The 12386-nt window shown below is 65.3% G+C and carries 16 protein-coding genes; 4 read left to right on the forward strand and 12 right to left on the reverse strand.

Going from position 1 to position 12386, the window contains the following annotated elements; genetic code table 11:
* Positions 1-4: 4 nt before the first annotated feature.
* A complete protein-coding gene (locus VIM95_RS19385; protein WP_331989031.1) occupies positions 5-484 on the reverse strand; it encodes a hypothetical protein in 480 nt (159 codons plus the stop codon).
* Between the two features lie 123 nt (positions 485-607).
* Complete coding sequence (locus VIM95_RS19390; RefSeq protein ID WP_331989033.1) at positions 608-1444, reverse strand: isocitrate lyase/phosphoenolpyruvate mutase family protein; 837 nt, start codon at positions 1442-1444, stop codon at positions 608-610.
* A 155-nt stretch (positions 1445-1599) separates the two neighbouring features.
* Between VIM95_RS19390 and VIM95_RS19395 the strand changes: the two genes are divergently transcribed.
* Both VIM95_RS19395 and VIM95_RS19400 read left to right on the forward strand, forming a co-directional pair.
* The gene (locus VIM95_RS19395) at positions 1600-3114 is read left to right on the forward strand and encodes an AlkA N-terminal domain-containing protein (RefSeq protein ID WP_331989035.1); all 1515 of its coding nucleotides are present in this window, start codon (positions 1600-1602) and stop codon (positions 3112-3114) included.
* 77 nt (positions 3115-3191) lie between these two features.
* A complete protein-coding gene (locus VIM95_RS19400; RefSeq protein ID WP_331989037.1) occupies positions 3192-3536 on the forward strand; it encodes a GlpM family protein in 345 nt (114 codons plus the stop codon).
* A gap of 39 nt (positions 3537-3575) precedes the next feature.
* Here the strand turns inward: VIM95_RS19400 and fabI are convergent, their stop codons facing one another.
* The 5 genes from fabI to modA all read right to left on the reverse strand — a co-directional run bounded on the left by fabI (position 3576) and on the right by modA (position 7518).
* On the reverse strand, positions 3576-4349 hold the full coding sequence (gene fabI, locus VIM95_RS19405; protein ID WP_331989039.1) for an enoyl-ACP reductase FabI: 774 nt from the start codon (positions 4347-4349) through the stop codon (positions 3576-3578).
* A gap of 50 nt (positions 4350-4399) precedes the next feature.
* Complete coding sequence (locus VIM95_RS19410) at positions 4400-4876, reverse strand: GNAT family N-acetyltransferase (RefSeq protein ID WP_331989041.1); 477 nt, start codon at positions 4874-4876, stop codon at positions 4400-4402.
* Between the two features lie 94 nt (positions 4877-4970).
* Positions 4971-6068, reverse strand: coding sequence for a molybdenum ABC transporter ATP-binding protein (modC, locus tag VIM95_RS19415; RefSeq protein WP_331989043.1), 1098 nt, complete (start codon positions 6066-6068; stop codon positions 4971-4973).
* The gene (gene modB, locus VIM95_RS19420) at positions 6065-6742 is read right to left on the reverse strand and encodes a molybdate ABC transporter permease subunit (protein WP_331989045.1); all 678 of its coding nucleotides are present in this window, start codon (positions 6740-6742) and stop codon (positions 6065-6067) included. The genes modC and modB overlap by 4 nt, the downstream gene beginning before the upstream one ends.
* A 5-nt stretch (positions 6743-6747) precedes the next feature.
* Positions 6748-7518, reverse strand: coding sequence for a molybdate ABC transporter substrate-binding protein (gene modA, locus VIM95_RS19425; RefSeq protein ID WP_331989047.1), 771 nt, complete (start codon positions 7516-7518; stop codon positions 6748-6750).
* Between the two features lie 124 nt (positions 7519-7642).
* Between modA and VIM95_RS19430 the strand changes: the two genes are divergently transcribed.
* The gene (locus tag VIM95_RS19430; RefSeq protein WP_331989049.1) at positions 7643-8422 is read left to right on the forward strand and encodes a TOBE domain-containing protein; all 780 of its coding nucleotides are present in this window, start codon (positions 7643-7645) and stop codon (positions 8420-8422) included.
* A gap of 40 nt (positions 8423-8462) precedes the next feature.
* Here the strand turns inward: VIM95_RS19430 and VIM95_RS19435 are convergent, their stop codons facing one another.
* The 3 genes from VIM95_RS19435 to VIM95_RS19445 form a co-directional block, all read right to left on the reverse strand.
* Positions 8463-9242, reverse strand: coding sequence for a hypothetical protein (locus VIM95_RS19435; RefSeq protein ID WP_331989051.1), 780 nt, complete (start codon positions 9240-9242; stop codon positions 8463-8465).
* A gap of 32 nt (positions 9243-9274) precedes the next feature.
* A complete protein-coding gene (locus VIM95_RS19440) occupies positions 9275-10048 on the reverse strand; it encodes a MipA/OmpV family protein (protein ID WP_331989053.1) in 774 nt (257 codons plus the stop codon).
* An 84-nt stretch (positions 10049-10132) separates the two neighbouring features.
* Positions 10133-10435, reverse strand: a complete 303-nt coding sequence (locus tag VIM95_RS19445) for an antibiotic biosynthesis monooxygenase (RefSeq protein ID WP_331989055.1) — start codon at positions 10433-10435, stop codon at positions 10133-10135.
* Positions 10436-10557: 122 nt separating this feature from the next.
* Between VIM95_RS19445 and VIM95_RS19450 the strand changes: the two genes are divergently transcribed.
* Entirely contained in the window at positions 10558-11517 is a 960-nt protein-coding gene (locus tag VIM95_RS19450; RefSeq protein WP_331989057.1) for a GlxA family transcriptional regulator, read from the forward strand.
* Positions 11518-11537: 20 nt separating this feature from the next.
* Here the strand turns inward: VIM95_RS19450 and VIM95_RS19455 are convergent, their stop codons facing one another.
* Together VIM95_RS19455 and VIM95_RS19460 are read right to left on the reverse strand one after the other, a co-directional pair.
* Positions 11538-11837 carry a FlxA-like family protein gene (locus VIM95_RS19455; protein ID WP_331989059.1) on the reverse strand — a complete coding sequence of 100 codons (300 nt, stop codon included), beginning with the start codon at positions 11835-11837 and terminating at the stop codon, positions 11538-11540.
* Positions 11838-11890: 53 nt separating this feature from the next.
* Positions 11891-12386 (reverse strand): DedA family protein (locus VIM95_RS19460; RefSeq protein WP_331989061.1); only part of this gene is annotated, 496 nt, incomplete at its 5' end.

The following is a 12386-nucleotide window of genomic DNA, read 5'->3' on the forward strand; positions in this document are numbered from 1 at the left end:
CACCTCAGTCACGATCACGGCCATGACCGTGGCCGTGATCGTCATGGCGGTCATGCTTCCATTCCTTGCGATCATGCTTCCATTCCTTGCGATCGTGCTTCCAATCGTCGCGGTCATAGCGGTCGTGCCAGTCGCCATGCCGTTCGTGATAGCGCGGTACATAGACATCACGGTACCAGGTGTCCTGCACGAAGTAGACCTGACGGCCGCAGGCGCCGTAACGGCCGCAGTAATAGCGCCAGCGCTTGGCGTGGCCCGGCGGCACGCGCAGATAGAGCGGTTCTTCGATCACGCGTACTGCCGGGCGCTCGATGATGACTGGGCGCTCATAGATCAACCGTGGCCGCGGGTAGTCACCGAGGTCGATGCGGCCGTAGAAGTTGGGGTCACCCACGCTGATCGAGACACCCACGTCCGCCGCCATGGCGGGGACGATCGGTGCAGACAGCAAGGCAAGGATGGCAAAGAGGGGGAAGCGTTTCATGATGGGCATCCTTCGTCGAATCGACCGGGCAAACCGGTTTTATGTTGATGCCATATTTATCCCTACTCACTTAACTGGTGCTGAATCGATCCGCCTCAGCTGTCCCCTCCCCCCGTCTGGCTGTTAGCGGGTTGCGAACAGGGCTTCCGCCTCCGCGTAGCCATAGCTGTGGCTCATCGTCTGCCAGGTACCGCTGCCTAAGGCCTCGGCAGCGATATCGCGCACGGTCGCCATGGCGGCCAGCATGGGGAAGACACCCAGGCTGACCCGTGCCGCACCGGCCGCAAATAGCTCGGCTGCCGACGGCCCGCCGGGCATGGCCATCAGACTGATCGGCCCACCGACGGCCTCTACCAGCCGCCGCACTGTGGCGGGGTCGGTCAGCACGGGCACGAACACCATATCGGCACCCGCAGCCAGGTAGGCCCTGGCCCGCACTACCGTATCGGCAAAGCGTGCTTCGGCATCCTCACCCAGGCCCAGCAGATAGGTGTCGGTCCGGGCGTTGATCCAAACCGGCACGCCGGCGGCATCGGCCGCGGTCCGCGCCGCGTGCAGCCGCAGGCAATGCGCGTCGATATCAAACAAGGGCGTGGAGGTGAGACCGTGGCTGTTGTCCTCGATATTCACGCCTACCGCACCGGCGGCAATGGCAGCGCGGACCGAATTGGCCACGTCCTCCGCCGAGGGGCCGTAGCCCGCCTCGATATCGGCCGACACCGGCAAACGTACCGACCGGGCGATGGCTGCCACTACCCTCAGCATGGCATCCCGCCCGATCAGCTCGGCATCCTGATAGCCCTGCGAGTAGGCGATGCCACCGCTGGTGGTACCGATGGCCAGGGCGCCGGCCTGCTCATAGATGCGGGCGCTGGCTACATCCCAGGCATTGGCCAGCAGTAGCCGGCCCTGTTGGTTGAGTTGGCGAAACTGCTGGGCAAGGTCGATCTGGGTTTGCACGGTGTTCTCCTCCTTTGGCTGGCATGGGCGCAGCCGGACAAGGCTCGCCAGGCCAGCCAGAATGCCCTGGGTGGGCACAAAGCACTGGCGGTTTTCGGACATGATCATCGGGCTGACAGGACGGCGCCTTCGATGTCCGAAATACGCTAGACAGCGTGGATGAGCAGCGCGACCATCGCGGCATGGAACTGGACCACGACACCTGCTACCGCGCCCTGCTAAGCCGTGATCGTCGCTTCGACGGGCGCTTCTTTGTGGGCGTGCGCACCACCGGCATCTACTGCCGGCCTATCTGCCCGGCCCGCACGGCACAATCCAGGAATGTAAGTTTCTACCTCACCGCGGCGGCGGCACAGGAGGCGGGCTTTCGGCCCTGTCTGCGTTGCCGGCCCGAGGCGGCACCAGACAGCGGCGCTTGGCGCGGGGTGGCCAATAGCGGGGTGTCGCATACCGTCAGCCGGGCACTGGGCCTGATCGAGATGGGCGCGCTGGATGATGCCGGCGTGGACGCGCTATGCGAGCGGCTGGGGGTGGGTGAACGACAGCTGCGCCGCCTGTTTGCGCAGCATGTGGGCGCTTCGCCGTTGGCGGTGGCGCAGACCCGACGGGTCTTGCTGGCCAAGCAGCTGATCCATGAATCCCGCCTACCCATGACCGAGATTGCCTATGCCGCGGGCTTTGGCAGCGTGCGGCGCTTCAACGAGGTCTTCCAGGCACTATTTCAGCGCCCGCCCAGCGCCTTGCGGCACGGCAAGCAGCCGGACGAACCCGCCGGCGCGCAGGGCGAGGTCAGCCTGCTCTTGCGCTACCGCCCGCCGTATGACTGGCAGGCCATGCTGGATTTCCTGGCCGCACGCGCCATACCCGGTATGGAGCGGGTAGCCGACGGCGTCTACTACCGCACCATCGCACTGGATGGCGCCCAGGGTACGCTGGCGGTCTGCCAGGCCGATGGCCCTGCGCTGCGGGCGACCATACGCTTCCCACGGCTGACCTCACTGCCAGCCATCATTGCCCGTCTGCGGCGGGTGTTCGACCTGGCGGCCGACCCGGAGGTGATCAATGCCCAGCTTGCCAGCACGCCGCTGATGGCGCCCCTGGTGGCCAACCGGCCCGGGCTGAGGGTGCCCGGTGCCTGGGATGGCTTTGAGCTGGCGGTGCGCGCCATATTGGGTCAACAGGTTACCGTGGGGGCCGCGGTCAAGCTCGCCGGCAAGCTGGTGGCGCAGTTTGGCCAACCACTGGCCGAGCAGGCCGCAGACAGGCCGGGCCTGAGCCATGTTTTCCCCGAGCCCACGGTGCTCAAGGACGTCGACCTCGCCCTTGCGCTGGGCATGCCGCGCGCCCGCGGCCGTTGCCTGTCCTCACTCGCTGCCGCCCTGGTGGCCGACCCATGTTTGTTCGACCGGCAAGCCAGCCTGGAGGAAGCGCTCCACAAGCTCTGCGCGCTGCCAGGCATAGGCGACTGGACTGCGCAGTACATTGCTATCCGCCAGTTGCGAGAAACCGATGCCTTCCCCGCTGGCGACGTGGGGCTGATGCAGGCGGTGGCGCTGCAGGAGGGGGTAAGGCCCGATGCGCAGACGCTGGCCCAACGTTCGGAGGCCTGGCGCCCCTGGCGCGCCTATGCGGCGCAGCACCTGTGGGCTTCACTGGGCGCGCAGCCCTGAGCGACGAGGGAAGTTCCCAACTGCGCAATAGGCAAAGCGCGTGTTGAGATAGCCACCACGTCTTCAGGAGGCCATCCATGTTCGCCTTGCTGCTCAAAGCCGGCCTGGGTGCCGCGGTGGTGGTGTTGATCGCCCTGCTGTCCAAGTCCAAGAGTTTCTACATAGCCGGCCTGGTGCCGCTGTTCCCGACCTTTGCGCTGATCGCCCACTACATCGTGGGCAGTTCGCGTAGCCCGGCCGACCTGCGGACCACGGCACTGTTCGGTCTGTGGTCGCTGGTGCCTTATGCGGTCTACCTGCTGGGGGTGTACTACTTCAGCGTGCGCATGAACCTCTTGGCGACCTTGGGCCTCTCGACGCTGGGCTGGCTGGCGGCAACCGGCTTGCTGCTCACAGTCTGGCTGCGTGTCTATCCAAGCTAGGGACACCGTTTCCCCGCCCCGGAAGCAGCCCGCACCAGATCAACCCACGATGTTGAAGCCACCGTCCACATAGCTCACCCCGCCGGTCTGGCCACTGGCGGCATCGCTGGCCAGGAAGGCCGCCAGCGCGCCGATCTGCTCGATGCCGACCAGCTGATGGGTAGGCGTGGCAGCGGCCACCCGCGCCAGCATCTCGTCAAAGCGGTCTATGCCGCTGGCAGCACGGGTCCGCAAAGCGCCGGCCGAGATGGCGTGCACCCGTATCCCTTTACCGCCGAGCTCCAGCGCCAGGTAGCGCACCGAGGCCTCCAGGGCGGCCTTGACCGGCCCCATGAGGTTGTAGTGCTTCACCGCCTTCTCGGCACCATAGTAGCTGACCGTCTGCAGGCAGCCGCCTTGCGTCATCAGCGGCTCGGCCAGCTTGGCCATGCGGATAAAGGAATGGCAGGAGACATCCATGGCCAGCGCAAAGCCCTCCGCGCTGCAATCGACCACCCGGCCGTGCAGGTCGTCTCGTGGTGCGTAGGCTATCGAATGCAGCACAAAGTCGAGCCCTCCCCAGCGCTCAGCAATGGCAGCGAACACAGCCTCCAACTGGCCGGGAACACGCACATCGCAAGGCAGGATCAAGGGGGCAGCCAGCGCCTCGGCCAGCGGCCGCACATGGGGCTCTGCCTTGTCGTTCAGGTAGGTGATGGCGAGCTCGGCGCCAGCGGCGCGAAAGGCCTGGGCGCAGCCATGGGCGATGGATTGGTCGTTGGCGATGCCAACCACCAGGCCACGCTTACCGGCAAGGTTCAGCAGGTTGCGCATGCTTCCTCCCACGCCTTGCGGCGCATCTTTGATCGGATTGAGAGCGGCGCTTAGTCCAGGGTCTTCGGTGGCTGGGCCTCGGCGTTACGAATCAGGTAGCGCACCGCGCCGCTGTGCTCGGTGTATTTATCGTACAGCCCACGCGCGCGGTAGTTGTTCTCCTGGGTGTGCCAGTAAAGGCGCGACCAGTTCTGCGCCTTCATCTGCGCTTGCAGCCAGTCGATCAAGGCCTGACCCACGCCGCCGCCCCGGTGCACCGGGCTGACGAAGAGGTCTTCCAGGTAGCAGCCCGGCGTGAGGCTCCAGGTATTTTCGTGCAGCACATAGATAGCCATGCCCACCACGCCGGCTGTGGGGTGCTCGGCCAGGATGGCGTTGACGGTGGAAGCGGGGTCCATGATGCGCGCCCAGGTGTGGCGGGTGACCCCCTCGGGCACCTGCTGGCCGTAGAAGGTGCAGTAGCCGGCCCAGAGGCTGCGCCAATCGGCTTCGTCGCGGGCTTCGATCTTGCGGATAGTGACGCTCATGGCGGGCCTGGCTAGCGGAGAAAACCTTACGCTATCAGGCGCGCCGGGCTGGGGCAACCACCCTACTCGCCACCGGTTTGCCCCGCACGGGCGCTCACAGCAGCGCGACCGATTTGATCTGGGCCAGGACCGGCATGCCGGTCCGCAACTTGAGGCTGTCGAGCGACAAGCGGGTAATACGGGCAACCAGCTCGGTACCGGCCAGATCCAGCCGGACCAGGACATGCGCCGGGTGCAGGGCGGGGGCGATGGCGCTGACCACGGCCGGCAAGCGGTTGAGGATGCTGCTGTCGGCATCGGCCGCTGTCTGTGACTGGAGGCTGAGGCTGACGTCACGGGCATGGATACGTACCCGGCAGGCCTGGCCCACCTGCTGCGACCCAACCCCTTGTCCCAAAGGCACCAGCAGCTCCCCACCGGCGAAGGCCAGGCGCGCCAGTTGGTAGTGGCCATCCACGCTGGCGACCCGGGTCTCCAGCACCACGCTGATCTCGCTATCGAAGCTCGCCGGCAGATCGAGCCGGGACAAGGTCTCGGACAACGGTCCCTGGGCGACGACAAGGCCGGATTCGAGCAGTACCAAGTAGTCGGCCAGCCGGCTGACCTCGTCGATGGCATGGGTGACATAGACGATGGGGATGTCGAACTCGCGGTGCAGCCGCTCCAGATAGGGCAGGATCTCCTGCTTGCGCGCCATGTCGAGCGCCGAGAGCGGTTCGTCCATCAGCAGCAGGCGGGGCGAGGTCAGTAGCGCGCGGGCAATGGCTACGCGCTGGCGCTCGCCGCCGGAGAGGCCATCCGGCTGGCGGGCCAGCAGGTGGTCCACGCCCAGCAGAGCGATGGCCTGCTCCCAACTCACCCGGCGCTGCGGCGCGGGCGTGCGATCGAAGCCATAGGCCAGGTTGCGCCGCACATCCAGGTGCGGGAACAGGCTGGCTTCCTGAAACACCATGCCCAGCGCACGTCGATAAGGCGGCACAAAGAGGCCGTTCGGGCTGTCATGCCATAGCTCACCGTTGACGTTGAGCTGGCCGGCGGCATCGTGCTCCAGCCCTGCCATGCAGCGCAGCAAGGTGGTCTTGCCCGAACCGGAAGGGCCGAACAGCACCGAAACCCCGCTGGCGGGCAAGCGCATGCTGGCTTCCAGCACGAAATCCCCGCGGCGCAGATGGAAGCTGGCCAATACGCTCATGGTCTGCCCTCTCGCCCGTTGAGCCGGTGCAAAGCCAATAGCACCAGGAAGCTGAAGGCCAGCATACCGCCCGCCAACCAGTGGGCCTGGGTGTATTCCAGCGCTTCGACATGGTCGTATATCTGTACCGAGATCACGCGGGTCTTGTCGGGGATATTGCCACCTATCATCAGCACCACGCCGAACTCGCCAACGGTATGGGCAAAGCTCATGACCGTGGCGGTGATCAGCCCTGGCTTGGCCAGCGGCAGCACCACGCTGAAGAAGGTATCGAAGGGGGATGCACGCAAGGTGGCGGCGACCTCCAGCGGCCGCGTACCGATGGCGCGAAGGGCCTGCTGCAGGGGCTGCACCGCGAAGGGTAGCGAATACAGCACCGAGGCGATGACCAGGCCGGCGAAGGTAAAGGGCAGGAGGCCCAGGCCCAAATGCTCGGTAAACTGCCCCACCACCCCCCTGCTGCCCATGACCACCAGCATGTAGAAACCCAGCACGGTGGGCGGCAATACCAGGGGCATGGTGACCAAGGCGCCCACCACCTGACTGAACCAGCCGCGGGCACGTGCCAACCACCAGGCCAGCGGCGTGCCCAGCAGCAAGAGAAACACCGTGGTGGTGGTAGCCAGCTTGAGCGTCAGCCAGATGGCTGCCCAGTCATCGTGCGTCAGCAGCATCTTGTTCAGAAGCCGTAACCGTAGCCGGCAATCACGCTGCGGGCTTCACTCGAACGCAGGAATTTGAGCAAAGCCTCGGCCGCCAGATTGGTCCTGCCCTTGTCGAGCAGGGCCACATCCTGGCGGATGGGGGTGTGTAGCTTGGCTGGCACGATCCAGCCCGAACCGGACTTGAGCTTGCCGTCTTCAAACACCTGGGAAAGCGCCACAAAGCCCAGCTCGGCATTGCCAGTGGCCACGAACTGCTGGGTCTGGGCGATGTTCTCGCCCTGCACGAATTTGGCGGTGAGATTGTCGTAGAGATTGAGCGCCTTGAGCGTTTCGACCGCCGCAAGGCCATAGGGGGCGAGCCTGGGGTTGGCGATGGCCAGGTGTTCGAAGCCGCCGCGACGCAGCACCTCGCCCTTATCGTCCACCACGCCGGGCTTGGCGCTCCACAGCACCAGCTGGCCTATGGCATAGGTATAGCGACTGCCGGCGACGGCCAGGCCTTCCTGCTCAAGCTTGGCTGGGGTTTCATCGTCGGCCGAGAGCAGCACTTCAAAGGGGGCGCCGTTGCGGATCTGGGCGTAGAACTTGCCGGTTGCACCCGAGGACACCACTGCCTTGTGACCGGTACGCTGTTCGAACAACGGTGCCAGCTTCTGCATGGCCGGTGCAAAATTGGCGGCGACCGCCACCTGCACCTCGGCCGCACGGGCCGGCAGCAACAAGAGGGGCAGCAAGGCAGCGAACAGGACTTTACGACCCCAGCGGGCCAAGCTCTTGTCGATCAAGATATCCTCTCCTATAACGGAACCCAGCAGATCGCTATGCAATTCATTGCATAACGAATGCAAGATCGCATACGCCACGCCACCGGTCAATGTCCGCCCTACGCTTAGCTACGCTCGCCACCGCATGTCCATCTACCCCCTGATCCCCGCCCTGGGCGCCGAAGGCGGCGTTCCCGTTCCCTCCAACCGCATCCTGCTGCTGGAAGGCATCGCCGAAAGTGGCTCCATCAGCCAGGCGGCCAAGGTCGCCGGCATGAGCTACCGCTCCGCCTGGAGTGCGCTCGAAGAGCTCAATGCCCTGAGCCGTACGCCACTGGTGAGCACCGTGGTGGGTGGTAAAGGCGGAGGCGGCGCCCAACTTACCCAGGCTGGCCGTAACCTGATCATGGTCTACCGCGCGGTGGAGGAAATGCAGCGCAAGCTTTTGCGCGAACTGGCGCCGTTGGACGACACAGCACTCAGCCTGGACACCCTGCGCCGCATGATGCTCAAGACCAGCGCCCGCAACCAATTACACGGCACGGTGCAGGAAATCCACGCCGGCACGGCCAATGACGAGGTCGTGCTGCGCCTGGCCGGGGGTGAGATGCTGAGCGCCATCATCACCCGCGAGAGTACCGAGCTGCTGGCACTGCAGCCCGGCAGTCCGGTGGTGGCGCTGATCAAGGCGCCTTGGGTCAGGCTGCTCGCGGGGCACGATGCGCAGGGCCAACCGGGGCTGAGCTGCCTGGCCGGCCAGGTCGAAAGCCTGAGCGGCGGCCCCGGCCGGGGTGAGGTCATGCTGCGCCTGCCTGGTGGGGCCTTGATCGTGGCGGCGGTAGAGGAAGTAGGCCAATGGTGCATAGGCCAGGCGGCAACCGCCCAGATCGACGCAGGCAGCATCATCCTGGGCGTGGCGCACTGATCTAACCCCTGGGATGCCAAGCTGTTGGTAGGCAGTCCACTCAGTTGGCCAGCAGCGGCCTGAGGGCAAGGAAGGCCTGTTCCTGGACATCGCGCCGGATCAAGCCACGACCAGGTTGGTCAAGGTCCAGCGTGATATAGATCACCAAGGCGGTGAGCACCGCGTAGCCCACATAACCGGCCCAGCTGAACTTGCCCGTGGAGCCTGCGGCATAGGCGCTGGTATAGGCCGTGGCCAAGGCCAGCACGAACAGCAACCACAGGATGGCCACCGGGGTATGGGTCCTGGCCGCAACCTGGCGGCTATGGGTCAGTGCAAAGAGCCTGTCGAGCGCGGCGATATTCTGGGTAGAGGCGAGCCCCAGGGCCGGGTTGCGGGCGGCCTCGCTCACCCGCCCCCAAAGCCGCTGTGCTGCTGCCTCGCCCTGGGCGATGGCCCCCTCGCGCTGGGTTGCGTCACCCTCGCCTTCGTGAAAGGCGATCTGCGCATCAAGGTAATCTCGCAGATCGGTGCGGATCTCCGCACGTAAGGGCTCGGGGTACAGGTCGGCGCGCAGAATGGCCCCCTGCAGGGCGTTGGCGGTGTCCACCATCAGGTTGCTACGGGCCTCGTAGCGACTGGCGGCGCCAGAGAAGGAGAAGGCCAGCAGCAGGGCCAGAAGGCCAAACAGGCTGGTCTCGATCGGGCCAAGCCGGCTCTCCGCCAATTGCGGACGAAGGCGGGCCAGCCAGGCGCCTGCCGCCGCAGCCAGCATCATGGCAAAGCCGGTCAACACACACAGCAAGCCGGCATCCAGCCGGTAGATCCACGATTCGTTCACGCCAGCTCCGTGCAAAGGGAAGGGTTAAATACTCAGCGGAAACGGTAACCTACGGTGGCCTGGGTGGTGGTCTGGCGCCGCTGCGCAACGATGGGGCTGGCGGCAACCTCGCCCGCCAAGCGAGCACGGGCCACGGTCACGGTAGCCGACCATTGCTTGTCGAAGGTGTAGTTGAGGATCAGGTTGAGCCTGTGCTCGCGTACGCCGCTGCCGACGTCATAACGGGCCAGGCCGGACCGCGCGCTCTGCTCGGCATCCACGCCGAACAAGGTGCGCATATAGCGGCCGTTACCCCAGCTCAACCCCGGCCCCACACTGACGATCAGATCGCCCAGGGGAGCACTGAAGAAAACATCGGCGTTGGCGAGCACACCCTGGCGCTGGCCACCTATGTCCTGGGTCACATCGGTCAACACGGTCAGAAAGGACCAGGAATACTGTGCAAAGGCGCGCGCCCGAGCGGTTGCGTGCACATCGCCCAAGCCCGCGAGGCGCAGGTCGTCCTTGGCACGCCGTTCAGTAGGGTCGATCTGCAGGTCCAGGCCGCTCTGCCAGGTTTCGTCGTTCTGCAGGTAATAGCCCAGCACATCGAAGCCCTGCGAGAACCAGCGCTTCTGGTAGCTCACATCCTGATAGACCAGCGGGGTGGCTCGGGTGCTGCTTGCACCGGGAAACTTGGGGCCCACATAGACTGCCGGCCCGGCAACCACCGACCAATCGCCATCTTCAGCGTGAGCCGCTTGGGCAGCGATGCCCAGCAAGGGAATAAGCGCCAGACGGCAGGCGAGCGTGGTGCGGAACGACATGTGGACTCCGGTTGTATGCCCGGCTAGTCCAGGCCTGCCGCATGATAGCCCTCGCCCACCTTCGCCTGCCAGCGGGGCTGCGGATCAAGCCACGTTCTTGAGGCCCAGTACGTCGATGGGCTCGATAGTGGGTGGTGCGGCGAAGAGCTCCGGCGCCTTGGCCATCAGCGCCTGGGCAATGGGCCCGCTGAGGTGAGCTTGGCGTCCAGCCTCGTCATGGAAGGCATCGAAAACACCAAACACGCTGGGCGAGAGGCGCAGAGCAAACCAGATGGGCGTGGTGGCCTCCTGGTTGGCGAGTGCCAGGCCGGCTTCGAGGAAGGCAGCAACTTCGGCTTCCTTGCCGGGCTGGGCTTCAAAACGAGCGAACAGGGCGAGCTTGATCATGGTGTGACTCCTGGTATCGGTTGTTGGGGGTTGGCATCGCCACTCAGGCGATGGCGGCACTTTACGACCGGGAGCCGCTGCGCCATATTGGCGAGATTGACATCTTTGATACTGATCTTGCCATGCATATTCAGGTACTCGCGCTCGATGGCGTATTCGACACCGGCCTTGCCACTGTGCTCGATGCCTTCGGCACCGCCAACGAGCTGGCACAGGCCCAGGGCCTGCATTCGCTGCGCTTTGATGTCTCGGTAGTGGGCGTACGCAAGCGGGTACGCAGCGCACAAGGCTGGACGGTGCCGGTCGCGCCACTGGACCCTTTGGCGGCAGACTGGCTGGTGGTGCCGGCCATCGGCACCAAGATGCCCGGCCCCTTGCAGGAAGCACTGGCCCGGCCCGACATCCAGGAGGCGGCGGCGGGGATCAGGCTGCGCGGTGAGGCTGCTGGCAAGATTGCTGCTGCCTGCATCGGTACCTTTGTGCTGGCCGAATCGGGCTTGCTGGACGAGCAGAGCGCCACCACCACCTGGTGGCTGGCACCGCTGTTCCGGCAGCGCTACCCCAGGGTCAAGCTCAATGAAGCCCGCATGCTGGTACAGTCCGGCGCGCTGGTGACGGCCGGCGCGGCACTCAGCCACATCGACCTGGCACTCATGCTGATCCGACAGGCCAGCCCGGAACTGGCGGCCATTACGGCGCGCTACCTAATCGTAGACAACCGGCCGGCACAGTCTTCCTATGTGATCAACGACCATCTGGCGCACGCCGACCCGCTGGTCCAGCGCTTTGAACAATGGGCCCGCGGCCGGCTGGCCGAAGGCTTCGTGCTGGACGATGCCGCCCGCGCCCTGGCCACCAGCAAGCGCACGCTGGCACGGCGGCTGCACGAGGTACTGGGCAAGACCCCTATGTCCTATTTTCAGGACCTTCAGGTTGAGCGGGCCGTACACCTGCTGAAGACCAGCAGCGATAGCGTGGAAGCGATCGCCAGCCAGGTGGGCTACGCCGATGGCGTCAGCCTGCGGGCGCTGCTGCGCCGTAAGCTGGGCCAGGGGGTACGCAGCATTCGGGCCAGTGGCTGAGCCCTACTCAGGCCGCACAATCAGACATAGAGATCGACCTGATTGCGCTGCCCGCTGGCTGTGCCGATGGATGACGCAGTCTGGGCAACGGTCGCCGCACCATCCTGTAGATCACGCAATTGCCCACGCACGGCGGCAATGCGGCTGTTGAGAGCGGCCTCCTGCTTGAATTTCTCGGTAGTGGGCGTGGTGGTACAGCCACCAACCTCGGCGCATTGCTGCTGCAAGGTACCGAGCTCACGCTCCAGACCTGCCCGGCCGCCACCCGCCGTATAGACCCCACCCAGATAGCTGGAAGTAACGCCGCCTATGCTGGCCATGACACACCCCTTCTGCTTTGGAATGCACCTTGGTCGTGCCAAGCCGGCCGGTCTTACAGCGGGGAAGCTCTTTTTGCGCGAGCGGCCTGCCAGCGCCGCCAGCCGGTTTGCGCAGCCAGGCCACCCAGGCCCAGCGCCAGACCGAACAACACCAGCCCCTGCAGATGCTCACGCACCAGTGGGATATTGCCCAGGTAGTAGCCAGCCAGCAGCAAGCCGCCGACCCACAGCAGCGCCCCTGCGAGGCTGGCCAGCGCAAACCGCGCGCCACCCATGCCGGCGGCGCCGCCGAGCAGCGGGGCAAAGGTGCGGACCACCGCCACATAGAGGGAGAACAGAAAGGTCAACCCACCGTAGCGGGCATAGAAACGCTGTGCCTGCGCCAGCGCATGCCTATCCAGCCAGCGGTAGTCTCGCACGTGCAACTCCCGCCCCAACCAACGCCCCAAGCCATAACTGGTGAGGCTGCCCAGCCAAGCGGCGAGCCACAGCAGGGGCAAGGTCACCCACAGCTCGATGGCATGACTGGCACAGAAGGCACCACAAATG

It is taken from the genome of Chitinimonas sp., from assembly GCF_036568685.1.
In the GTDB taxonomy this organism is placed as follows: domain Bacteria; phylum Pseudomonadota; class Gammaproteobacteria; order Burkholderiales; family Chitinimonadaceae; genus Chitinimonas.